18 protein-coding genes are annotated in these 24,424 nt (G+C 65.0%); 9 read left to right on the forward strand and 9 right to left on the reverse strand.

The window, feature by feature from the left end; all coding sequences use genetic code 11:
- Positions 1–13: 13 nt before the first annotated feature.
- The 5 genes from SL003B_RS12860 to rfbC all read right to left on the reverse strand — a co-directional run bounded on the left by SL003B_RS12860 (position 14) and on the right by rfbC (position 5,022).
- Complete coding sequence (locus SL003B_RS12860) at positions 14–1,108, reverse strand: hypothetical protein (protein ID WP_013653288.1); 1,095 nt, start codon at positions 1,106–1,108, stop codon at positions 14–16.
- A 230-nt stretch (positions 1,109–1,338) separates the two neighbouring features.
- Positions 1,339–2,208, reverse strand: a complete 870-nt coding sequence (gene rfbA / locus SL003B_RS12865) for a glucose-1-phosphate thymidylyltransferase RfbA (protein ID WP_013653289.1) — start codon at positions 2,206–2,208, stop codon at positions 1,339–1,341.
- 34 nt (positions 2,209–2,242) lie between these two features.
- Positions 2,243–3,115 carry a dTDP-4-dehydrorhamnose reductase gene (gene rfbD / locus SL003B_RS12870; protein WP_013653290.1) on the reverse strand — a complete coding sequence of 291 codons (873 nt, stop codon included), beginning with the start codon at positions 3,113–3,115 and terminating at the stop codon, positions 2,243–2,245.
- A 10-nt stretch (positions 3,116–3,125) separates the two neighbouring features.
- The gene (locus SL003B_RS12875; protein WP_206771927.1) at positions 3,126–4,151 is read right to left on the reverse strand and encodes an NAD-dependent epimerase/dehydratase family protein; all 1,026 of its coding nucleotides are present in this window, start codon (positions 4,149–4,151) and stop codon (positions 3,126–3,128) included.
- 307 nt (positions 4,152–4,458) lie between these two features.
- A complete protein-coding gene (rfbC, locus tag SL003B_RS12880; RefSeq protein ID WP_013653292.1) occupies positions 4,459–5,022 on the reverse strand; it encodes a dTDP-4-dehydrorhamnose 3,5-epimerase in 564 nt (187 codons plus the stop codon).
- Positions 5,023–5,528: 506 nt separating this feature from the next.
- Between rfbC and gmd the strand changes: the two genes are divergently transcribed.
- From gmd to SL003B_RS12905, 5 genes are all read left to right on the forward strand, one after another.
- A complete protein-coding gene (gene gmd, locus SL003B_RS12885) occupies positions 5,529–6,509 on the forward strand; it encodes a GDP-mannose 4,6-dehydratase (RefSeq protein ID WP_013653293.1) in 981 nt (326 codons plus the stop codon).
- A 61-nt stretch (positions 6,510–6,570) separates the two neighbouring features.
- A complete protein-coding gene (locus SL003B_RS12890; protein WP_013653294.1) occupies positions 6,571–7,551 on the forward strand; it encodes an NAD-dependent epimerase/dehydratase family protein in 981 nt (326 codons plus the stop codon).
- Between the two features lie 93 nt (positions 7,552–7,644).
- Positions 7,645–10,284: a glycosyltransferase gene (locus SL003B_RS12895; protein WP_013653295.1), complete on the forward strand. Its 2,640-nt coding sequence runs from the start codon at positions 7,645–7,647 to the stop codon at positions 10,282–10,284.
- On the forward strand, positions 10,274–12,160 hold the full coding sequence (locus tag SL003B_RS12900; RefSeq protein WP_041375527.1) for a glycosyltransferase: 1,887 nt from the start codon (positions 10,274–10,276) through the stop codon (positions 12,158–12,160). The genes SL003B_RS12895 and SL003B_RS12900 overlap by 11 nt, the downstream gene beginning before the upstream one ends.
- A gap of 365 nt (positions 12,161–12,525) precedes the next feature.
- On the forward strand, positions 12,526–13,764 hold the full coding sequence (locus SL003B_RS12905; protein ID WP_013653297.1) for a class I SAM-dependent methyltransferase: 1,239 nt from the start codon (positions 12,526–12,528) through the stop codon (positions 13,762–13,764).
- Positions 13,765–13,825: 61 nt separating this feature from the next.
- Here the strand turns inward: SL003B_RS12905 and SL003B_RS12910 are convergent, their stop codons facing one another.
- Positions 13,826–14,689, reverse strand: a complete 864-nt coding sequence (locus tag SL003B_RS12910) for a universal stress protein (protein ID WP_013653298.1) — start codon at positions 14,687–14,689, stop codon at positions 13,826–13,828.
- A gap of 144 nt (positions 14,690–14,833) precedes the next feature.
- Between SL003B_RS12910 and SL003B_RS22790 the strand changes: the two genes are divergently transcribed.
- From SL003B_RS22790 to SL003B_RS12925, 3 genes are all read left to right on the forward strand, one after another.
- Positions 14,834–15,070 (forward strand): helix-turn-helix domain-containing protein, encoded by a 237-nt coding sequence (locus tag SL003B_RS22790; protein WP_013653299.1) that lies wholly within the window; start codon positions 14,834–14,836, stop codon positions 15,068–15,070.
- On the forward strand, positions 15,067–16,797 hold the full coding sequence (locus SL003B_RS12920) for a cation:proton antiporter (protein WP_013653300.1): 1,731 nt from the start codon (positions 15,067–15,069) through the stop codon (positions 16,795–16,797). The genes SL003B_RS22790 and SL003B_RS12920 overlap by 4 nt, the downstream gene beginning before the upstream one ends.
- A gap of 172 nt (positions 16,798–16,969) precedes the next feature.
- Entirely contained in the window at positions 16,970–19,024 is a 2,055-nt protein-coding gene (locus SL003B_RS12925) for a PhoX family protein (protein ID WP_013653301.1), read from the forward strand.
- 335 nt (positions 19,025–19,359) lie between these two features.
- Here SL003B_RS12925 and SL003B_RS12930 read toward each other — a convergent pair whose 3' ends face one another.
- On the reverse strand, positions 19,360–20,475 hold the full coding sequence (locus SL003B_RS12930) for a polyheme membrane-associated cytochrome C (RefSeq protein WP_206771928.1): 1,116 nt from the start codon (positions 20,473–20,475) through the stop codon (positions 19,360–19,362).
- Positions 20,476–20,613: 138 nt separating this feature from the next.
- Here SL003B_RS12930 and SL003B_RS12935 point away from each other — a divergent pair, with 138 nt between their 5' ends.
- A complete protein-coding gene (locus SL003B_RS12935; protein WP_013653303.1) occupies positions 20,614–22,086 on the forward strand; it encodes a ferredoxin reductase family protein in 1,473 nt (490 codons plus the stop codon).
- Positions 22,087–22,146: 60 nt separating this feature from the next.
- Here the strand turns inward: SL003B_RS12935 and SL003B_RS12940 are convergent, their stop codons facing one another.
- Both SL003B_RS12940 and SL003B_RS12945 read right to left on the reverse strand, forming a co-directional pair.
- Positions 22,147–23,724, reverse strand: a complete 1,578-nt coding sequence (locus SL003B_RS12940) for a copper resistance CopC/CopD family protein (protein WP_013653304.1) — start codon at positions 23,722–23,724, stop codon at positions 22,147–22,149.
- 65 nt (positions 23,725–23,789) lie between these two features.
- Positions 23,790–24,323, reverse strand: a complete 534-nt coding sequence (locus tag SL003B_RS12945; protein WP_013653305.1) for a YcnI family copper-binding membrane protein — start codon at positions 24,321–24,323, stop codon at positions 23,790–23,792.
- Between the last annotated feature and the right edge of the window lie 101 nt (positions 24,324–24,424).

The raw sequence follows: 24,424 nt of genomic DNA on the forward strand, positions 1-24,424 counted from the left end.
GACCGTAGCGTTCTCAGGCGTCGGGAAACGCCGACCCACCGTTCTTCTGGCCGATATCGGCATTCCATGTACTGACCCCCTCCAATACGGCCTCTTCGGCGTAGGAATAGAGGGCCAGGTCGTGTTCGATCAGCTGGACGACGGTATTGATACCGGACAGTCGCTTGGCCAGTTCGGAGACCGGCTTCACATCCTGATGCTCGGCATGCAGGATGATCTCCTCTCCGAGCAGGCTGTTGAACATCGTCCGAAACGCCTCGAATTGGGTCATTGTGCCGACCAGTTCCATTTTCGACAGGTGATCGAGCGCAAGGCCGACATGTCGGCGCTCAGCCATCTCGCCGATCTCGCAGGCAAGAATGCGTGTCACCGGGTTCGAGATGCAGGCCTTCTGCTCCATGGTCAGGGCCCGGAAGGCAAAGCGCAGGTCCCGGTCGCTGTTGAAATCCAGTCTGTCCACGAATGGGCGAAGCTGCATGAAGCCGGACAGCTGCTGTTCGACGAGGGTCGGATTCTGCGTCCTGGATGCAAGCCGCAGAAGCAGCAGCCGTTCGGCCAACTCCTCGAATGGGTCTCTCAGCAGCGCTGACTTGAAGAACCCCTGCGCGGCCAGCGCACCGGCATAGCGCATGTAGCTCGGCCTGCCGATGCACACCACGGAGCGGAAGGTCGGGGAGTTGAGGATCGCATTGATCGTCTCGTAGGGGTAACGCTCGATATTGAGATAGGATGAACTGAACTTGCGCGTGATGCTGCGGATCATCTCGCGCTGGGACAGGCTTGAGAACGTATAGACGAATACACGCCTCTCAAGATTCTTCTTTATGTCGAACCGGCGATAGATCTCGATATTGCTGATCTTCTCGCGAAGGCAGATCGACTTCAGGCTTTCGACATTCGGGACGATGCTGCCGTCGATCTGGAACCCAGCCATGCCGGTGGCATGAAGTCCTACGTCCTTGAGATCGGGCCGGTTGACGTTGGCCGGCAGTTCGAACGGCGGATTGTCGCCCGCCTCGACAATGATCGTCGGGATCTCGCCGGGGTTTTCCAGAACCACCCAGCCAGAGATCACGGTACCTGCATCGACATCGATCGAGAACTGCATGCTGAAACGCTACGGCTGGGGCGATGGGCTGGCGGGCGATGCGGCGGTTGGCCGACGCGTCTGACCGATGGACAATCTGGTCCGCACCAAATGCGCAACCTCATGGATACCGGACAAGTTGCCCTTCGCGGTACATTTGCGGCAAGCATAGCGCAGGGCGCCAACGCTGTCTTTCCACGACGGTCTGCCCGCCCGCTGGCTGAATGCCGTCAAAGCCGGGATCCTGGCGTTCACCGCTCGCCCACGATGCGCCTCAGATAGGCGCCATAGGCTGTCTTGTCGAGTTCCCCGGCCAGTTGCAGAACCTGTTCGCTGTCTATCCAGCCTTGCAGGTGGGCGATTTCCTCGAGGCAGGCAATCTTCAGACCCTGCCGGTTCTCGATGGCACGAACAAACTCCCCGGCCTCGATCAGCGAATCGTGCGTACCGGTGTCGAGCCAGGCATAGCCGCGCCCCATCTGCTCGACGCTCAGCTTGCCGCGCTCCAGATAGGTTCGGTTGACATCGGTGATCTCGAGTTCGCCGCGATGCGACGGGCGGACCTGTTTGGCGATCTCGACCACATCCGAATCGTAGAAATAGAGCCCTGTGACGGCCCAATCGGACTTGGGATTCTTCGGCTTTTCCTCGATCGAAACCGCTCGGTTGTCGGCGTCGAACTCGACAACGCCATAGCGTTCCGGATCGAGCACGCGATAGGCGAACACGGTGCTGCCGTCGAGCGTCGAGACGGCCCGCTTCAGCAAACCGGACAGACCGTGGCCGAAGAAGATGTTGTCGCCGAGAATCAGCGCCGCTGGAGACCCGGCCAGGAAGGATTCGCCGATGATGAAGGCTTCCGCGAGACCACGCGGTTCCGGCTGTTCCGCATAGTCCAGGCGGATTCCCCACTTGCCGCCGTCGCCGAGGAGTTGACGGAAGGTCGGCAGATCGCGAGGCGTCGAGATGATCAAGATTTCCCGGATGCCCGACAGCATGAGGATCGACAGCGGATAATAGATCATCGGCTTGTCGTAGACGGGCAGGATCTGCTTGCTCGTCGCAATGGTCAGCGGAAACAGCCGCGTTCCTGATCCCCCGGCAAGAACGATTCCCTTCATTGCGGCATCCTTCTTCCTTGTCGGAGCGGTTCCGTCAGATATGCCCCTTGTCCCTCAGGTAGTCCCGAAGCGCGACGGTCCAGTGGCGCCGTTCGCCGACGACGGCGGCGACCTTGGCATTCGACAGCACGCTGTAAGGCGGACGCATGGCCGGCGTCGGGAACTCTGCCGAGGTGATCGGCTCGACGGTCGCCGCGATGCCCGTCTGGCGGATGATTTCCTCGGCGAACGCATGCCAGGTCGCATCGCCGCTATTGACGACATGCCAGATGCCGGGCTCGACATCAGCCTTGAGCATGTCGATCAGCGTCGTGGCGATGTCATATGTCGACGTCGGCGACATGTGCTGGTCGGCGACGACCCGCAAGGCGCCCTTCTCACGTCCGAAACGGATCATTGTCTCGACGAAGTTCCCGCCCTTGCCGCTGGCACCGGCGATGCCAAACAACGAGGCGACCCGAAGGACCGTCGTTCGAGCGCAGGCAAGGGTCGCGAGCGTCTCGCCCATCGCCTTGGAGGCGCCGTAGACGTTGACGGGCGCTGTCGGATCGTCCTCCGACAGAGGCGTCCGCTTGGACTGCCCCCCAAAGACATAATCGGTTGAAACGTGAACGAAGCGGGCGGCACGCTGCTCGCACAGCCTTGCCAGAAGCTGGACCAGATGGGCGTTGACGGTGACGCCGAGCTGGGCGTTCTGCTCGACATCGTCGGTCTTGTGATAGCTCGAACAATTGATCAGGACGTCGAAGTCGGCGCTGCCCAGAACGGTGCGCACCGTCTCGAAATCGGTCAGGTCGAGCGCCTGACGGTCGAGCGGGTGCAGGTCCAAGGGCGCTCCGAGGGCCGTATTGGCACGCACGATGTCTGTTCCGAGTTGGCCGTTCGGCCCGAGCAGGATCGCTTTCATGGTTCGGATCTCAAATCCGCAGGATGCCGTCGTTAAGTTCCAGCTCGCGGATGCGTTTGTGCCAGGCGACAAGCTCTTTGTACCATTCGAGGGTAATGGTCTTGGGCGTGCGGTCGATCTTACCGCTGGACAGGGCCTCATAGACGTCGCGCGCTCCGTCGACGGCTGTATACATGGCCTTGAAGCCGAGCTTCTCGATCTTGTCGAAGGCCACCCGGTAGGAACGATGGTCGGGGTCGCCGTACCATTCGATCCTGACGTCGTTGGGCAGCGTATCGGCGACGATCTGCGCCAGCGGGCCGAGCTGATAGTTGTTCTCGTCGGAGCCGACGTTGAAGATCTCGCCGTTGACCTTGTCGGCCGGCGCCGTGAGCATGAAGATCTGCGCGCGGGCCGTGTCCTTGACATGCACCATCGGCCGCCACTGGGTTCCGTCGCGCATCAGCGGCAGGACCCCGGTCTTCCATGCGCCGTAGACCATGCCGTTGATCGCCAGATCGAAGCGCATGCGCGGACTATAGCCATAGACGGTCGCCTGGCGCAGCACCACCACGACGAAATCGTCGCTGGCCAGCGGCAGCACACCGTGCTCGGCCATCTCGTTCGCCTTGGCATAGGTTGTCAGCGGATTGGTCGGCGTGGTTTCATCCGCGATCACCCCCGGTTCCTGGAAGCCATAGAGGCTGCAGGAGGACGGCAGGATGTAGCGTTTCACGCCGCATTTCTTCGCAAGGATCGCGGTGGCGACACGCGACTCGTGGTTGATTGCGTAGGTCTCGTCGCGGAATTCCTCGCCTGACGGATCGTTCGAAATGGCCACGAGATCGATCACATAGTCGATGCCGTCCAACAGGTTTTCGCCGATCAGACGGGTATCGGTCTGAACCATTTCCAGGTTCGGATGCGCGCAAAGCAACTCTTTGCCGAAGAAGTAACGGTCGACGGCGCGAACCTGATAACCCTCTTCCAGCAGCATGGGAACCAGCGTCGTGCCGATGTAGCCGCCCGCTCCGGTTACGAGAACCTTTTTCATCATTGCACTCCACTCGCGTTCGAAACCCGACAGGCAATGACGGGCGGCGATCGCAGAAGAAACGCTCGAAGCAGAAGAATGCCCAAGCCGCAGAATTGTTCGCCGGTGTCGCGCTGCTCTCGATTACTCTGCCAGAAGCAAGCCTGCCACAGCGAATGACGCATCGTGATAACGGTCTTTGGCAACGCCGTCCAGAGGCAAGCCCATGACCACAGGCCGGCTCGAATTCGAGATGTTTGACGGCCCCGGGAGGTGTCGCATGCGCCAAGATCAAAGTCTGTTCGGCGCTTCTGCGGCCCGCGCCCGGGATTCAGTCGAACAGGTCTGCGACATCCTTGAGGAACGGCTGCTTCGCGTCCTTGTCGGACAGGATCACCTTGTCTTCAGAGATCGGCCAGTCGATGGCAAGTTCCGGGTCGTTCCAGCGAATACCGAAGTCGTGGCTGGGCGCATAGTAGTTCGACACCTTGTAGAGCAGTTCGGTGTGCGGCTCCAGGGTGAGGATGGCGTGGGCGAAGCCGGCCGGGACCAGGATCTGGTTCCATGCCTCCGCCGATATCTCGGCCGAAACCCATTTGCCGAAGGTCGGCGAGGAACGGCGCAGGTCCACGGCGACGTCGAGGATTCGACCACGCAAGACCCGGACGAGCTTGTCCTGGGCATGCGGCGCCCCCTGATAGTGCAACCCGCGCAAGGTGCCGGGTTCCGCCGAGTAGGAATGATTGTCCTGAACGAACCGAAGATCGATTCCGGCATCGGCAAAGGCACGGGCGTTGTAGGTCTCGGAGAAAAAGCCGCGATGATCGCCGAATTTCTTCGGCTCGATGACCAGAACGTCGGGAATGGCAAGCGGCGTGATCTTCAGGTTCGACATGGGGTCCCCTCTGTCCCGGATTTCCCGTCAGGCGGTCGCACGGAAAGGCAGCAGGAAATCCGGCTATCGTGTTTGACGGGCCGAGGCAACGACATTCTCACCGATCGCGCGGCGCTTCGCAGTCGTCCCGCCAGCAGCACTTCCCGCTTGTGCTGTGCAAAAACGCTCCGTGAGATTGGGATATCGGCCATACGAGTAATCTGCCGCAGTGCGGCCGAGACGCGCCCGCGGCCGAGGTATCTTGGGCGTCCGCTCCTCGTACGCCACGCACGATATCGGCGGCCCTGTCGGTATCGGCGCTCAAGAAGAGCATTGCGCCTGCAGATACGATGGACTATTGCTACTCACGAATCGAGCCTGTTAAGCATCTAATACTAAGTAAATAAATGAATTCAATTCTCTTTCTTATGCGCGAAATGTTTTCAAGCCACTACCTTACATAGTATATGCATTTTATACCGTTCTGACACACCGGATCCTCATCGTCTTTCAGCGGGAAACCAAAAATGAACAAGGTCGCACTTATTACTGGCATTACCGGTCAGGATGGGGCTTATCTGGTCAAATTCTTGCTCGAGAAGAACTACAAGGTTTACGGCCTCGTGCGACGGTCCAGCCATTTCGGCGTAAACGACCATCGCCTGCGCTGGCTCGGTGTCGAGAACGAGGTCGAATACATCGACGGCGATCTGTGCGACCTGTCGAGCCTGATCCGGGCGGTCCGGACATCCAAGCCCGACGAGGTGTACAACCTCGGCGCCCAGTCTTTCGTGAAGTCGTCCTGGCAACAACCGATCCTGACCGGCGAAGTGACCGGCATCGGTGTCGCGAACATGCTGGAGGCTGTCCGCCTGGAAGCACCGCAGGCGCGATTCTACCAGGCGAGCTCGTCCGAAATGTACGGCCTCATCCAGCAGGAACGGCAATCGGAAACCACCCCCTTCTACCCGCGTTCGCCCTACGCCGTGGCGAAGCTCTACGGTCACTGGCTTACCGTCAACTATCGAGAAAGCTTCGATATTTTCGGTGTCAGCGGCATCCTGTTCAATCATGAGTCGCCGCTGCGCGGGCTTGAGTTCGTCACCCGGAAGGTCACCGACGGCGTCGCCCGGATTAAGCTGGGCAAGGCGAAGACGCTGGAGATGGGCAATCTCAACGCCAAGCGCGACTGGGGTCATGCGCGCGATTATGTCAAGGCCATGTGGTTGATGCTGCAGCAGGAGGTCGCGGACGACTACGTGATCGCCACCGGCCGCACCGCCACTGTGCGCGACATGATCGACATCGCGTTTGGTCACGTCGGCTTAAATCCCGACGACCATGTCGTCATCAATCCCGCCTTCTTCCGTCCCGCCGAAGTCGATATCCTGCTCGGCGATCCGTCGAAGGCGAAGCAAAGGCTCGGCTGGGAGCCCGAGACGACCCTTGAGCAGCTGATCATCGAGATGGTCGAAGCCGATCTCAAACGTCATACCCAGAACGGATAGGCAGGAACGGACGGGACGGAGACCGACGCCGAGGATGGATCGCCAATGACCGCGGGGCATCATGGTGCGTAAGATACTCGTGACCGGAGCAGACGGCTTCGTCGGCAGGCATCTTTGCAGGCGGCTGGAGTCGGGACCCGGCGCAGGGGCCTTCGAGGTTATCCGGACGGCCAAGATGCCGGTCGATGCTTCTCTCGCCTTCGACCTCGAGAATCCGGCCAGCGTCGAAGCCGCCGTTGCGGCAAGCCGACCCGATGCGGTGATTCATCTGGCGGCAATCTCGACCGCCTATCTGACCGACGGCACATCGGAGCGGGTCTGGCGGGTCAACTACGAGGGCACTGCGGCGCTCGCGGCCGCCCTCCGTCGCCATGTTCCCGGCGCCGGGCTGATCTTCGCCTCGTCCGCCGAGGTGTATGGCGCCAGCCTTAGGGACGGCCAGCCCAAACGCGAAACCGATCCGGTCGCTCCCGAGAGTGCCTATGCGAAATCCAAGCTCGCGGCCGAACTCATGCTCGAGGCGACGCTGGCACAGGTTTCTCCTGTCGTCGCGCTGCGCCTGTTCAACCACGTCGGACCTGGACAAGACGAACGCTTTGCCCTGCCCGCCTTCGCAGCGCAGATAGCGCGCATCGAAAAGGGCGCCTCGACGCCTGTCATCAAGGTTGGAAACCTGTCTGCCAAACGCGACTTCCTCGACGTGGTCGACGTGATCGAGGTATACCGCCGTGTCCTGGACCTGCTGCAAGCCCCTGCCGGCTACCAGCTCTTCAATGTATCGTCCGGCAAACCCCGCGAGATCAGCGAACTTCTGGACAAGATGATTGCCTTAAGTTCCGTGCCGATCACGCGCGAGGTCGACCCCGACCGCCTGCGCGACATCAACATTCCGGTTTCCTGCGGAAACTCCGAGAAAATCCGCGCTGTGATCGACTGGAGTCCGCGCGTCAACATCGACGAAACGCTGATCGAGATCCTCGACTACTGGAGAAACCGCATTCCCCCCGTTGGACAGGAGGACCCCACACAACGAATGCAGTGATCCCCGCTGCCGGTGGGAGTCGCCGATGGCCGACGCTCTCGCACCTATCCGACCTCCTCCACACCGATCCTCCTGCTGGGAAGGTTTGCCACAATGAAGCTGCTCTACTACTGCGATGCGACCCGTCGCTCGAAGGCCCGCTCCGGAATCCATCGCGTCATCGTGGAAGCCGGTCGTGCGCTTGAGGGCATGGCGGATGTCGATTTCGTGGTGTGGGACGACCTGCAGGGGCAATTGCGCTATGCGAACGAGCACGACTTGCAGGCCGTGTTCGTCGATACCGACTTCGTCGCCTCGCTGAAGGTCAATCCCAATGCGGGCCGGGTCTCGTACCGGTTCGGAGAGACGGTGGCGAATCCTGGGGCGACTTGGCTTCTGTATCCGGAAATCGCCTACCACACCGACAACGGCAACGAGCGCTATTCCCGCATTCTGGCACAATGCAGGGACTACCGCATTCCCGTCGCCTCGGTCCTCTATGACGTCATCCCGATCTCGGAGCCGGGATACGACGACATCCGCCAGGCCCACACCGAGTACGTCAAATACCTGTGCGGCAGCGACGCCATCCTGCCGATTTCCACCTATTCGGGCGAGACGCTGATCGACTGGCTGCGGCAGGAAAAGGCCATTGCAACCGACGCTGAGGCCGCTCTGCGGGCCGCGATCCATCCGGTCCGCCTGGGCGAGATCCGGGCCGAGGACCTGCGACCGCTGACGCGGCGGGTGGCTGCCGATGACGGCGCGCCGCTACGCATCATCTCGGTCGGCACGATCGAACCGCGCAAGCAACAGACCCGCTTTCTGCGCGTGCTGAACGAGCTCGCCACCCGCCATCCGCGCCTGCGCGAGGCCAGGGTCGACCTGTTCGGATCGCTGCATCCGGCCTGCGCTGCCGATCTCTCCGCTGCGGTCGCCGCCAACCGCAACATCGTGCATCACGGCTATTCGACCGACAGCGAAATCCGGGACTGTTACGCATCAGCCGACTTCTCGTTCTTCGTCTCCAAGAGCGAGGGCTTCGGGCTTCCGATCGTGGAGAGCCTGCGTAACGGCGTGCCATGCCTGTGCGCCGACTTCGGCGCCATGGCGGAGGTCGCCGAGGGCGGCGGCTGTCACATGGTCGACGTCACCCGCGACGAGGCGATCGCTGCCGGCCTCCTGAAACTTGCCGAGGATGCCGACTACCGTGGCCGGCTGCGCGACGAAGCAGCCGGACGGCATGCGGTCACCTGGACCGACTATGCGAGGGCGGTGCTCGATCGGCTCGAAGCTCTCAACGCGGCGCGCGATGCCGACCGCGAACGCTGCGTGCGCGCACTGTGCACCGAAACGCGCGCGCGCACGGCGACCGGCATCAACGTGGAGCTCGACACGGCGATCGTTTGCCGTCCGGATGCGGCAGCCACGCCCGACCTCGCCGCCGGACTCGTGCGCGGCGTCCTGCTCGACACCATACCCCCGACCGATGCGGTCGCAGGAATTGCCGGCTATGACAGCTGCGCTGTCGCCTCCGCCGAGATCCGCGATGGCCTGTATCGGGCCTGGGGCCAGGATGCGGCCGGAATGCTGCCGCCCCGAATCCTGGTGCCCGAGACGTCGGTCGCGGCGGCGTTGCGTGAACAGCTTGCCCGCACGCTGGTCGACCGCGCAGGCGATATTGCACGCTTGCGCATGATCGCGGCACGCGAGGCCATGTTCGGCCAACTCGGCCGCACGCTGACAGCGCCCCTCGCGCCGCGCAAGCCGGCACTGGCGATCGTCATCTCGACCTACAACCGGGCAGCCTTCGTCGCCATGAACGTCGAATGGCTGCTGGAAATCACCGCTCCGCACGGCGACGACATACGCGTCATCGTGATCGACAACGCCTCGACAGACGATACGTTGGACCGGCTGCAGCGTTTTGCGGGCAATCCGCATCTCCAGGTCCGGCGCAACAACGCAAATACGGGCATGCTGGGCAACCTAAACGTCTGCTCGCAACTGGAGGAGGCGCGCCATGTGTGGATCACGGGCGATGATGACTTCATCCAGCCCGACGTCCTTGCCAAAGTGCTCGCGGCGGTGAAGGCCGATCCCGAACTGCCGGTCGCCATCACCAATTTCGGTGTCTACCACCGCTTCCAGCCGGGCGAATTCGACAAGCCGGAGAACTACGCCAAGGAGGCGACGCTGCTCGCGCCGAAATGTCTCCCGGACGGCCGCTATTGGGTACGAACGATCGCCGAGCAGCACGACAACCTGTTCACCGCTGTCTATCCGATCGTCTGGCGGTCCGACATCCTCGCGGCGTGCTTCAACTACCCCTTCACCGGCATTCCCTTCGCCGATCTCGTCGAATGCGTGCCGACGACGAAGCAGTTGCTGGAGTCCTATTCCTTCGTCGAGGCGGCCTGGTTCGCCGACATGGGAACCGTGGGCAACGCCCACAACAGCTGGACCCGGCACCGGCCGCGCTGGCACGGACTGATCATGCCGCAGGTGCTGGAACTGGCCCGCGACGTCGGCGTCGACGCGCGCATCCTGCACGATTGGTCGAAGGTGCACGTCCGCCTGTATGACGAGGCGATCGGCATTGCTCAGGCTTCCGACCTTCTGGTGCATCTCGACGAGGAGGACCTCGAGGTGCCGCTAAGGGTGTTCGGAACGCAACTCGCGATTCCGGACACGGTGCGACGGTTCAAGGACACGCGGCAACTGATCGACTGGTGGGGCTCAAATGACAAGTGATCCGGTGCGCAAGAAAATTTCCTTCTGGCTCGGCGCCGCCCGTCTCCTGGTCCCTGCCCTACGTAAGCACGGCGTGCGGGAAGTCGTCCGCTTCCTCTGGTCGAACCTCACATCCAACAAGCTGGAAGCCGGCATCGGGCGCTACATGGCCGAACAGTCCGGCCTGTCGCGACCGCCGAACGTCGGGGCACCGCAGGGACACCTGCCGAAGTCGGCTTCCCCGCAGAGTGCACCGGCCGGTTTCGTCCTCGACCTCGCCGGCCTCGGCGCCCATATCGCGCGCTGGCACAAGGCGACCAGCAAGCGCGGGGGTAAGGGCGATGCCGTTCCCGAGGCGTTACCCGACCTCACCTTCGTCGTCAGTGCCGAGGCCGACGAGCAGACCGCCGCACGGCTTGCCGCCACGCTCGGCGCCATCGGGCGTCTCGACGACCTGAATCGCCGACGCGTCCGGGTCGCGGTGCTCGCTCCGGCCGCCGCTGTCGATGCCGCGCTCGCCGACGTGCCCAGTGCCCTCGACGGCGCCGTCGAAGGCCTCGAGGATTTCGACGCGCTCGCCGCCCGGCTCGACGACGATGATCGCGTGCTGCACCTGTTTGCCGGCGACACGCTCTACGGAACGGCCTTAACGGTGCTCGACGACGCCGACGCCTGGTCGGCCAAGCTCGTCGGCTTCGACGGCTACTGGCTCGGCCCGGACAACCTCTACCGCCTGGCGCTGCAGCTCGCCGCCGACCTTGTGCATCTCTACAACTGCGACTGCCTGTACTCGCGCTTCGCCGTCCGTGGCTCGACGCTCAAGGCGGCGATCTCCCGATGCACGGACGAGGGCGACGCGGCGCTTCCCATGCCCTACCGGATCCTGCGGCGCATCGCTCGCAGCCTGATCGAGACGGGTCGGGAGCGCGACTTCGTCCACCTTCCGGTCACCCTTGTCGAGATTCACGATCTGCCGGACCGGCTCGCGCGCGAGAGGCGTGCGGTCGCGTTGGGGGGGAGGCCTTTCGGTTTTCCGTTCGCGACGGGCACGGCCCGCGGCGCCAGCGACAAGCTGGGCAGCGTCTCGGTCGTCATCGCCACCAAGAGCCGTGGCAACCTGCTGCGCGCGCTGGTCGACGGACTGATCCGCAATCCGGTCGTCGGCAAGGTCGTCATCATCGCCAACGGCGTCGAGAACCTGGCGACGATCTCGACCCTGAACTGGGCGGCGGCGCAGGAGCAGGTTGAGGTCGTTCGCTACGACCAACCGTTCAATTTCTCGCGGATGAACAACATCGGCGCCAGCCTGTGCGACACGCCCTATGTTCTGTTCCTCAACGACGACATCGTGCTGCTGCGCGACGACTGGCTGGACGAACTGCTCAAGCCGTTCGACGACGCGACCACCGCCGCTGCGGGAATGCTGCTGCTCTATCCGAACGAGTCCGTACAGCACGCCGGCATGTTCCTCGGCTTCCACAACTGCGCCGGTCATCTTCTGCGTCACGCGACGCTCCCGGAAGGCGACTACGGTTTTCTCGGCATCGCGCCGCGGCAGGTGTCGACAGTGACGGGCGCCGCGCTCATGGTCGACCATGCCAAGTTCCGCTCAGTCAACGGCTTCGACGAGCAACTCGCCCACTACATCCAGGACGTCGACCTGTGCCTGCGTTTCGGCGCCAACAGCTGGCGCGTCGTCTACCAGCCCGGCGCGCGGGCCGTGCATATGGAATCGATTACCATCCTGGAACAAAAGTTCTCCGACCGCGTGCTTGAGCAGCGCGGCAACGAACATCAGCGCTTCATGAAGCGCTGGGGCGACACCATCTACCGCGATCCGTGGTTCTCGCCGGCCATCAGCTATCAGGACGAGAGCCTGAGGACGCTCAGAACCTGAAGGGACTTGCGCGACGCCAAGCCAGGCGCGCCGTTGGGGCCACGAACCGGGGCTTTTCGGAAGCGAGGGGAGTATTGCGAAACATGGGCAATGTGTTTACGACCTGTCGAAACGGTCACGGCGATCGCCCTTGCGGTGGCTAGCATTTGTTTTGCGACGGCATCGGGCGCTGTCGCGCCGATGCAGGCCATGCACAGCCGGCGAAGTCTCGCCTTTCGGTGAGGCGTCGGCTGCTCTGCTGCCAGACATGACATCCAGCGGGCCCGACCGGGTCGGGCCTCGAATTCAACGTCCAGGTTCCCGTCAGATCGTCGGGGTTTGTCGCGAGCCAGAGACATGGTGCGTTTCACTCGGGAAGGTCCCTTATGAGCACTTACAGAGCAATTGAGAAATGTCGGATCGGCGGAACGAACAACCTGGTCTCGGTGCTCAATCTGGGCAAGCAGGCGCTGACCGGCGTGTTTCCGACCTCAGCGGACGTTCCGGTTACCGAAGGGCCGCTTGAACTGGTCTGGTGCCCCGACAGCGGCCTGCTGCAGTTGCGCCACTCGTTCGATCCGTCGGAAATGTACGGCGAGAACTACGGCTACCGTTCGGGTCTGAACCAGTCGATGGTCGATCACCTGACAGCAAAGATCCACTACCTTGAGCGCATGACGGACCTTCAGCCGGGTGCGACCGTGCTCGACATCGGCAGCAACGACTGCACCAGCCTGAAGGCTTATCGGACGGCCGGCATCAACCGCATCGGTATCGACCCGACCGGTGCCAAGTTTGCGAGTTTCTACCCCCCCGAGGTGAAGCTCGTCCCCGACTTCTTCAGCGCGAAGGCGTTCCGCTCGGCGACCGACAAGGACGCCGACATCGTCACCTCAATCGCAATGTTCTACGATCTTGAGGATCCGATCAGCTTCGCCCGCGAGATCGCCAGCATCCTGTCGAAAAAGGGCGTCTGGCACTTCGAGCAGAGCTACATGCCCTCGATGCTGCGATTGAACTCTTACGATACGATCTGTCACGAGCACCTGGAATACTATTCCCTGGGCGCGGTCCAGTTCATCCTCAAGGCGGCCGGCCTCAAGCTGATCGACGTGGCCATGAACGCCGTCAACGGCGGCAGCTTCGCCGTCACCGCTGCGCGCGAGGACAACACGACGCTGAAGCCCAATTCGGCCGTCATCGACTGGCTGCTCGGACAGGAGGATCGCATGGGGCTCAACACGCCCCGCCCCTACCGGGAGTTCGAGGAGCGCGTATTCCGGCACGGCCAGGACCTGACGCGGCTGATCAAGTCGCTGGTCGCCGACGGCAAGAAGGTGTTCGGCTACGGCGCCTCGACCAAGGGCAACGTAGTGCTGCAGTTCTGCAAGCTGACCGCAGCCGAGATCCCGTTTATCGCCGAGGTGAACGAGGAGAAGTTCGGCCGGGTCACGCCGGGTACCCATATCCCGATCATTTCGGAAACCGAGGCGCGCGCCATGAAGCCGGACTATTTCCTGGTCCTGCCCTGGCACTTCAAGGACGGCATTCTGCGCCGCGAGAAGGAGTTCCTCAACAGCGGCGGCAAATTCATCTTTCCGTTCCCGGAAATCGAGATCGTCTGATATCGGACGCCGCCCCACGGGGCGGCGTTCTCGTCTCGGCATTCCTTCGGCGGCCGCCCGCCTACTCAGCGCCTCGCGGCGGCACCGCCAGGATGTCGCGGTCCGCGGTGCGCAGGACCTCCTCGGCGACGCTGCCGAGGACCGCCTTGGCGAGGCCGGTCCGGCCGCTGGTCGAAACGACGACGAGATCGGCCGCAAGCTCCTTCGCCGCGGCGACGATCTCGGCGGCGGCAGTCGACGTTTCCAGCCGCACCACCCGCGAGGCGCGGCCGACGTCGAGGCCGCCGAGGAAGTCGGCCAGACGACGCGCGGCGTCCTTCTCCGCTTCCTTGAGATAGTCCTCCCGCCCCTCCTTGCCGAGCGTGTGGCCCATGGCCAGCCGCAGCGCCGGCGCGTGATAGGCATGGTAGATCGACAGCCTGACCGCCTCGATCAGGCCGAGGCCAAGCAGTGTCTCCAGCGCCTGCCGCGATCCCTCCGAGAGATCGGTTGCGAACAGGGCGTGTCGATAAGCGACCAGAGGCGGCGCATTGACCATCAGCACCGGGACGCGGCTGGCGCGGATGATGCGCTCGGCCGTGGTGCCGACGAAGACGTCCCACAGGGCCTGCCGGCGATGCGGGCCGATGACGAGGAGATCGGGCCGCATTTCGTCCGCGGTTCTCAGGGTCGCTTCGAAAGGCGCCCCCAGGGTGACCCGCGTCTCGCAGGCCAGACCGTCGACGTCGCGCAATGTCGCGCCCTGGTCTCTGAGTTGCAGAATGGCTGCGTCCCTGGCCGCGGCGACGAGGCGCGCCGGCTGGTCGTCATCGACCGCATGGACAAGCGTCAGCGCCGCGCCGGTCTGCCTGGCGAGCAGCGTCGCCCGGCGCAGGGCGCGATCCGAACGTTCCGAAAAATCGGTCGCCACCAGGATTGTCTTCATCGGTCTCGCCTCCCTGTCGTTTCCGCATCCAGGCCCCGGCTCGACAGGGACGTTTGCGCGAAAACGCGCTCAACCCCGTTCAACGTCGTCATCCTATCATGAAGTATGATATTTTATTCCGAACAAGACTGAAAGATATTGGACATGCATTCAGATCGCTACCAGACGGTCAGGGAAGTTGCCGACCTCCTTAAGGTCGGCGAAGCGACGGTGCGGCGATGGATCCGGGACGGCGAGTTGCGTGCCATCGACCTGGGCCGCGAATGGCGGATCGCCGCCAGCGACCTCGACGCGTTCCTGCGCTGCCATGCGACCCGGCCTCCGCTGTCTGAATCATCGGATGGAACGGGGCACCAGCAGGGAGGCGCACCGCAGACATGATGGAGTCGGTCGTACAGTCCGCCTTCGGCGAGGTCGCGGTGCTTCTGGTCCTGGCCGCAGCGATCGGATTCCTCGGACTCATCCTGCGCCAGCCGCTGATCGTCAGCTTCATCGCCGTCGGCCTCGTCGCGGGGCCGTCTGCCTTCGACCTGGTGCATTCGGACGAGCAGATCGACCTGCTGTCTGAACTCGGGATCGCGGTGCTGCTGTTCCTCGTCGGCATCAAGCTCGACGTGAAGCTGATCCGCTTGCTCGGCGCCGTGTCCCTGATGACCGGTCTCGGCCAGGTCGCATTCACCTCGTTCTTCGGCTACCTGATCGGCCTCGCCCTCGGGCTCGGCCACGTCACCAGCCTCTATGTCGCCGTAGCGCTGACCTTTTCCTCGACCATCATTATCGTAAAGCTGCTGTCGGACAAGCGCGAGATCGATTCGCTGCACGGCCAGATCGCCCTCGGCTTCCTGATCGTGCAGGATCTTGTCGTCGTGCTCGCCATGATCGTGCTGTCGGCGATCGGCATCGGCGCGGCAGACGGTCATGGCGACCATGGCGGCGGATCGGCCGTCACGGTGCTCGCCTCCGGCGCCGCCATGGTCGTTCTGGTCGTCCTGTTCGTCCGCTACGTGGCCGACCCGTTGACCGAACGGCTGGCGCGCGCACCGGAACTGCTGGTCATCTTCGCCATCGCCCAGGCAGCCATGTTCGCCGCAATCGCCGATTTCGTCGGCCTCGGCCAGGAGGTCGGCGGCCTCCTGGCCGGCGTGTCGCTGGCCTCGACCCCCTATCGGGAGACGATCGCGGCCCGGCTCGCTCCGCTGCGCGACTTCCTGCTGCTGTTCTTCTTCATCGCGCTCGGCGCGACCCTCGACCTCTCGCTGCTCGGTGCCCATGTCACCGGCGCGATCGTTTTCTCGCTGTTCGTCCTGATCGGCAACCCGCTGATCGTGCTCGCGATCATGGGCGCCCTGGGCTATCGCAAACGCACCGGCTTTCTCGCCGGCTTGACGGTCGCCCAGATCAGCGAATTCTCTCTGATCTTCGTCGCCATGGGCGTTTCGATCGGCCATGTCCGGGAGGATGCCCTCGGCCTCGTCACCATGGTCGGCCTGGTCACCATCGCTGCTTCGACCTACATGATCACCTACTCGCATCAGCTTTATGCCGTCTTCGAGCCGTATCTCGGCCTGTTCGAACGCAAGGGCACGCCGCGCGAGGCGGGCGATACCGGCGTGCATGCCGCAGACGGCTACAAGATCCTGCTGTTCGGGCTGGGACGCTACGGCACGGCGATCGGGATGCGGCTGAAGAAACGCGGCATCCGCGTGCTCGGCGTCGACTTCAACCCCGGTGCTGTCCGGCGCTGGCGCGAACTCGGTCTCAAAGCCGAGTACGGCGATGCCACCGATCCGGAATTCATCGCCGAACTGCCGCTCGCTCACGCCGAATGGATCGCCTCAACGGTGCCCACCCATCCGACCGGACTCAGCTACGAGGACGCGCGCACGACCCTCATCCAGTTGACGCGCACCGCCGGGTTTGGGGGCCGCGTCGCGCTGACTTCGCACAGTTCCAGGGAGACCGAGGACCTGTTCGCCGCAGGCGCCGACATCGTGCTCGAACCGTTCCAGGACGCTGCCGACCGGGCCGTAGACCTGTTTTGCGGTGCCGAGCAGCAGGAGCGCACCGAGATCCCGGCGATCGCGAGCGAAGAGCCGACGCCGGCCTGAGTGCCAGACCGGAACCGCGAACCGCGGACCGCGGAAGACTGCCCCGATCATCGGCCGGCATCCCCGTACCTTGCGCCGCGCTTCGCAAGGCTGTCACGAAATCCGTCTAGCACGAAGGGGCAGAGACGCCGGCATGCCGGGCGACCGGTCACCGGAACCGAGGGAGATTCCGATGAAAGATCTGGAACGCGACTACCCCGATCATACCCTTGCCCCCTATTTCGAGCATGGCGACGAGCCGCAGTGCAACACCTCTGACAACCCCAACTTCTACGAGGTGATGGACGCCCGGATCGGCCGCCGCGGCTTCATGATGGGCGGACTGGCCAGCATCGCGGCCGGCCTGTTCGGCGCCGGGATGAGCGTGAAGGACGCGCTGGCGCAATCGACCGCCATCGACAGCCTGCTCGGCTTCAAGCCGGTGCCGGTCAGCACGGGCGACACCGTCGTCGTGCCTGAAGGCTACAGGTTCCAGGTACTCGGCGCCTGGGGCGAGCCGATTGCTGGCGACATGCCTGCCTTCCGACCCGGCGCCAACACCGGCGCCGAGCAGGCGATGCAGATCGGCATGCACCACGACGGCATCCACTTCTTCCCGCTCGACGGCTCGTCCGAGGACGGCCTGATCGCGGTCAACCACGAATACATCGAGCCGCGCTTCCTCCACGCGGAGAAGTACAAGGGCCTGGAACTCGACTCCTCGGCGGTGGTATACGACGCCGATGGAAAGCGCGACGACGACGACGTGCTGAAGGAGGTCGCGGCACATGGCGTCTCGATCTACCGCACCTCGAAGCAGCCCGACGGCACGTGGGCCATCGTCGCCGATCCGCGCAACCGCCGTATCCACGGTCTGACCGAAATGGAGATCGGCGGTCCCGTGCGCGGATCGGCCCATGTCGTGACGAAGTTCTCGCCCGACGGGACGAAGACACGCGGCACGCTCAACAACTGCGCCCACGGCGTGACGCCGTGGAACACCTACATGGCGGCCGAGGAGAACTGGGCCGGCTATTTCGCCAACACCGACAAGATCGACCAGAAGCCGGACCTGCCGCGCGAACATGCCCGCTACGGCGTGTCGACCGATCCGCGCGGCGGCCGCTACGGCTGGCATCTGGCCAGGTCGGGTGCCGACGAGTACGCCCGTTTCGACGCCTCGACGAAGGGCGCCTCGGCGACCGAGGACTACAGGAACGAGCCGAACACCTTCGGCTGGATGGTCGAGATCGATCCGTTCGACCCGAACTCCATGCCGGTGAAGCGCACCGCGCTCGGCCGTTTCGCGCATGAGGGCGTCGTCTTCGCCCCGGCAGTCGAGGGTGCTCCCGTCGTCTGCTACTCTGGCGACGACGCCCGTTTCGAGTATATCTACAAGTTCGTCTCGGACGGCGTCTTCATACTGGCTCAGACCGACGGCTCGATTCTGGACACCGGCACGCTCTACGTCGCCAAGTTCAACGACGACGGCACCGGTGAGTGGCTGGCGCTCGCACCCGGCCGCAACGGACTGACGCCCGCGAATGGCTTCGCCGATCTGGCCGACATCCTGGTCAACACCCGTCTTGCCGCCGACTTCGTCGGCGCGACCAAGATGGACCGTCCCGAGTGGGGCACGATCGACCCGAACTCCAGCGAGGTCTACTTCACGCTGACCAACAACTCGCGCCGCACCCAGGCGCAGGTCGATGCAGTCAATCCGCGCGCCGAGAACAACTATGGCCAGATCGTCCGCTGGCGCTATGCCAACGGCGACCACACGAAGAACGCCTTCGAATGGGATCTGTTCGTCATCGCCGGCACGCCGCGCCAGTCGGCCACCTTCGCCGGGCAGACCCTGACCGACGACAACACGTTCGCCTGTCCGGACGGCATCTGGTGCGACCAGAACTCGCGCCTGTGGATCCAGACCGACATTGGTGAAGATGCCCAGCTCAAGGGACCGACAGCGTCGATGGGGCAGAACGCAATGCTCGCGGCCGACCCGCGCACCGGCGAAATCCGGCGCTTCCTGACTGGTCCGAACGGACAGGAAGTGACCGGCGTGATCTCGACACCGGACGGCAAGGCGATGTTCGTGAACTTTCAGCACCCCGGCGCCACGGCGACCGCGGAGCGGTTCGCGGCGGGCGATATGGGCAGCCAGTGGCCTGACGGCCCGGGCTCCGTGCCGCGCTCGTTCACGATTGTCATCACCCGCGAGGACGGCGGCGTCATCGGCGCCTGAGCCGACGCCCCGAACCGGCGGCAAATGGAAAAAGGGGCGCCCCGCGAACGCGGGGCGCCCTTCAGCTTGTCGACAACCGTGCAGCCTCTCCGCTGTCATTCCGGCCAAGCGGAGCGCGAGCCGGAACCGGAGAGCCGCGGTGTCGATGGTGTCAATGACGGAGACCGACAGGACCCCGGCTCATCGATCCCGCATCTGCGCTTCGCTGCGTGCGGGATGACGCGTTTGGAGGTGTGTCGGCAGTCTGGAGGGCGCCCCGCGAACGCGGGGCGCCCCTGGCGCGTGCGGTTAAGAGCGACCGAAATTCCTCGTGCCGGTCGCGGCCTGCACGAGGCTCAGGGGCGATGCAGCCCACTCATATCAAGGTCAATGCGTTCCGACAGGCTTTCGAGACTGTCATAGAGCAGTTGCAGGGCATAAGCCGGATTGTGCACATAGGCGCCGGCATCCTTGGCCACGACCTGGTAGTTGTAGGCCGCCTTCAGCAGTCGCGGCGTCCAGCTGGCATAGCGGTTGGCCGGCACGGCTTCCTCGTCGCCGATGCGGCCATCGCCGTCGCTGTCGGTGAAGAAGTAGGGGAATCGCCCCTTGGCGTATCCGATCGGCGTTCCGGCCACCTCGGCGGCATAGGTCTGGATCGCCCTGCCGAGCATGCCGTGCAGCCCGACGATCTCGGCATGGATGCCGGCATCGGTCTTGCCGTCGCCGTCGAAATCCGCATGACGGGTACGGATGGCGCGCAGGTCATCGACGCCCCTGTGGCAGGCGACGCAGCCGTCGCTGGTGACCTCGGTCGTATGGGCGTCGTGGCAGGCAGTGCAGGTGTTGGCGCTCGGCACGTGGGCGAAGCGGCCGGCATAGCGACGCCCCGGATACTGGTAGCCGCCGCGCACCTCGGCGCCGTGCATGACCGCGGCGGCCACGCCATAGTGGACATTGAGGAACGCCAGCTCGGACGACACGGCATCCTCGTCGCGGCCCTGGGTCGCGGCCGTTACGGCATCGCCGGACTGGCGCCCCTGATGGCAGACGGTGCAGACCGCCGAGGAGCCGAGGCCGTCGACCGTCACGCCTGAGGGAAACGGAACGCTGTCGAGCGCATGGGCGGCCGCCGTGTGGCAGGAGGCGCAGCCGATCGGCGAATTGATCGCGGCCGGACGATCCACCTTCAGGGGCGTGCTGCCGTCGGCACCCAGATAGTCGATGAAGCCCGGCTCGGAATGGCAGGCAGCACAGGCCGGCGGCACTTCGCCGTCCTTGTTCCAGTAGGTGAAAGAAGGTGACTGATAGTCGCCGTGCGGCGACGCGAGCCAGGCCTCGATCAGATCGGTCAGGTTCTTGTCCAGCGCCGTGGCGGGGGATGCCGCCAGAATCGGGGCGGCCAGAATCGGGGCGGCCAGAACGTGAGCAGCGAGCGCGCCGAGCATTCTAAGTCCCCGGAGGAAAGGCATCGGCAGTCTCCTCTACTGTCAGGTGCCATCCAACAAAGGCTAGCCCGCCGCGGAAACCCTATCCATGATACAGATCAAGGTCACGAGCGAGGTATGCTGAAAACCTCGGGAAGCATCGCACCGACGGGGAGCCCTCTCATGCCCAAGGCCGAAAGCCGAAGCCCAGCCTCCGGCGGAGACCATGTGCTGCGCCTGCCGGCAGCCGCCCTCGCCGCCCTCTATCTGACCGTCTGCCTGCTGCCGCTGGCGCTCGCCCTCACGCGCAGCGTCGCCCCGGCCGATCCTTGGGAACTGGCGGCGGCGGCGTTTGGACTGGTCGCGCTTGCCGCAATGGCGGTCCAGGTCGTCACCTCAGGGCGGTTCGAGCGGGTGTCAGGGCACCTCGGCATCGACAAGATCATGGCCTTCCACAAGATCGCGGCGTGGTGGGTGCTGCTGGCGCTGCTTCTGCATCCGCTGGCCTACGTCCTGCCCACCTGGCTTGACGACCGCGCACTCGGCGCCGAGCGCCTGACGGCCTATCTGACCCTGCCGCACTACCGTAGCGGCGTGGTTGCGCTGGCAGCCCTCGTCCTGCTGGTCGCCAGTTCCGTGCTGCGCGACCGGCTGCCCTGGCGCTACGAGGTCTGGCGCGCCAGCCACGTGATCCTCGCGCTGACCGCGCTCTCTGCCGGCCTGCACCATGCTGTCGCCGCCGGGCGGTTCAGCGCGCTTGGAAGCGTGCAGGCCTACTGGTGGGCCGTCGGCGCGGCTGTCGCTGGCGCGATGGCGGTGCTCTACGGCTGGCGCTGGCTGCGGCTGCATCTTCGACCCTGGCAGCTCCAGTCGGTGACCCGGCGCGCCGACCGCCTGTGGGAACTGGACATCCAGCCCGCCCCGGGCACCCCGGCGTTGCGCTACCAGGCCGGCCAGTTCGTCTGGATGACGGAGGGCGCGCGCCGCTTCCCGCTGTTCGATCATCCGTTCTCCATCGCCGACAGCCCGTTGCGCCCGGGCCTGAGCCTGATCGTCAAGGAGGCTGGCGACTTCACCAGCCGAATCGGTACGCTTGCCCCTGGTACGCCGATCGGCATCGACGGCCCTTACGGCGACTTCACGCTCGACGCCCATCGTGGCGACAGCGTGCTCCTGCTCGCCGGTGGCGTCGGCATCGCTCCGATCATGGGCCTGCTGCGCGATCTCGTCGCCCGACGCGATCCCCGGCCGGTCCGACTCGCCTATGCGGCCGGCCGGCCCGACAATTTCGCCTGTCTGGACGAGATCGAGGCGGCAAGACAGCATCTCGACCTGCAGACGTTCCTGGTGAGCGAGGATGACGCTCCGGGCTGGCGGGGCCTCGTCGGCCGGCTCGACCGCGAGCGGCTGGGCCAGATGCTCGCCGGTCTCGACCCTGCCCGCAGCGTGGCGCTGATCTGCGGCCCGGGCCCCATGGTCACTGCCGTCTCCGACGCGCTGCTCGATCTGGGCATACCGATGCGCAAGGTGGTCTACGAACGTTTCGACTATTCGGGCGGCGCCTCACGCCAGGACCACCGCCGCAGGCTCAGCTTTGTCGGCGTCGGCGCGCTGCTGTCGCTCGGCATTCTCCTGTTCGTGCGCCTCGTCGCCTGACGCCGCGGCGCACCGGGAAGCAGGCGGCCGCCAAGCGCCCGCCGCCATGCCATCGTCCGCTCAAGGCGCCAGGGTGACCGTCGCCTGCAGCGTCGCCCGCTCGAACTCGGTGACGAGCAGGCGGATCGTCACGTCCCAGTCGCCCGCCACGGGCAAATCCGTCGAGCCGTGCCAGAGGCCGTCGTCGCCGGCCCGCAGACGGATCCGGATCGGCTCGATCCCGCGCCCGGGCATGGCGAAGGCCATCTCGGCCTCAAGCGGCACGAGCGGCTGGAAACCGCCGGTGTGGACGGCGAGCGCAACGTCGACCGGACCCGCGCGACCGGGAGCCAGCCGCAGGTCGGCCATGGCGTAGTCGGCGTGGACATGGACCTGGAGCGGCGGCACGGTCGCGACCAGGGCGCGCGGCGGCGGCGTCAGGCGGAATCCCGCCGCGAGCGCCAGCACGACCAGGCCGAGGGCGATCTCGGCGCGGATCGCGCGGGATAACGCCGGGCCGGCGGACGGTTCGCCCGCAGCAAGCCGCGGGACCAGCCGCAGGCGGTTGCGCAGCGCCAGCGCGAGCATGCCAGCGACCAGCGCCAGCTTGACCGTCAGAACCTGTCCGTAGGCGGAGCCGGCAAGCGACGCAACGCTGCCGGCCTGAATTGCGGTCAGAAGCGCACCGCTGGCGACCAGAAGCATGACCAGCGGCAGGGCGAGCGACGCGAAGCGGGCGAGAACGGCTTCCCCGCCGGGCCGTCGGAATGCCGAGAGCAACGGCACCAGCGTGCCCGTCCAGAACACCAAGGCGAGCGCGTGCAGCGCGACGGCCGGCGCGGCAATCCAGCGCGGCTCGGCGGTCGCAGCGTGGCCGGAAGCCGCAAAGGACAGCGCGGCGACGCCCCACGCAGCGAACGCAAGCGGCCGGTGCGCGCGGCGGCGGGCTGCCGGCTCGACCAGCGCCAGCACGGCGAGAAGCACGGCAAGAACAGACAGCGCCGTCGTGACAACGAGCGGCGCGGTGCGCGCGGCCTGCCAGGGTGCGGCGGTCAGCAGCGCCGCCGGCGGCAACGACAGGAGGTCGAACCCCTGGGCGGCGATGAGCGCCAGGCTGGAAGGCAGCGCCAGCAGCGCCGCAGCGATCGCGGTGCGGCGCATGCTGCGTGTCGGCGGCGCGCGCGTGACCACGGCCGAGAACGCCGCCATTCCGACCGCCGCCACAAGGGCAAGCGTCAGGAAAAAGCGCGCGGCAACGACCGCCCACGCCGCACCGCCGGCGCGGTCTGCCGGTGCAGCCTGCGTCGCCGACGGCGTACCGATCGAAAAGGACAGCGTGCCGCCGACCGGATGGCCATCGGCGGAGACCACGCGCCAGGACAGCAAGTGCGTTCCCTCGCCAAGACCATCCGGCGGGATCACGGTGACACGAGCGTTCGCGGCCGTTCCGGCAACCTGGCTCTCACCGCCACCCGGCGCGATCCAGCGCAGCACGACCGGTGCGACCGGCTCGTTGAAATCGAGCGTCACCGCCTCGGGCGGATGCGCGATGACGCTGCCGGCCGCGGGGGTCGAGGCGCGCAGCTGTGCATGGGCAAGGGACAGCTCCGGCACGAGCAGCAGAAGGCCGAGAACGGCGAAACGAAGGCGAGCAAGCATGGTGGTGCGGTCCGGGACGGGGACGGGCCGCACCGCCGCCGAGGCGGCGCGGTCCGTCCGGGCTGCTAGTGAGCGTGACCCTTGGCCGGCACGACCTTGACGCCGGGCGCCGGGTCGTCCAGGTCGTGGCTGTCCTGCCCCGCGGCCGGGATCTCGATCCAGCGTTCCGCGCCGTTGGCGCATTCCTGCACCGCCGGAATGTAGAGCATTTCGCCGGCCGCGATCTTGTCGGTGATCATCCCGCGGAACACGAACTCGTCGTAGAACGCGTCCGGCAGTTCGCCGGTCCAGACGATCTCGCGCACACCCTCCGTCAGGGTCCGGCCGTGATAGTCGTAGCTGTTCTGGTAGGCACCGGTGACGGTCTCCAGCGTCCAGCCGGCCTTGGGCATCGGCTTGACCGCGATCACGCCCTCGGGGATCTGCACGCGCACCTTCAGGGTCGCCTCGCCGCCGCAACCGTGCGGCACCCGCAGCGTAAGCTTTGCCGTCGCGCCCTGCACGACCTCCTTCTGCTCGAAGGTCGCATGCGCGGACACCTCGGACGCCGCCATGATCGGCAGCGCCAAGGCGGCAAGCGTCAGGATCGATTTCTTCATCGGTTCTCCGTCCTTTTCAAGTGATGGGCATGGTTCTGGTCGCCCCGGCCGGGTGCCCCTCCGGCCAGGGATCCGTGACAGCCGGACCGGCGAGGAAGCCC

Source organism: Polymorphum gilvum SL003B-26A1 (assembly GCF_000192745.1).
GTDB classification, from domain to species: Bacteria; Pseudomonadota; Alphaproteobacteria; order Rhizobiales; family Stappiaceae; genus Polymorphum; species Polymorphum gilvum.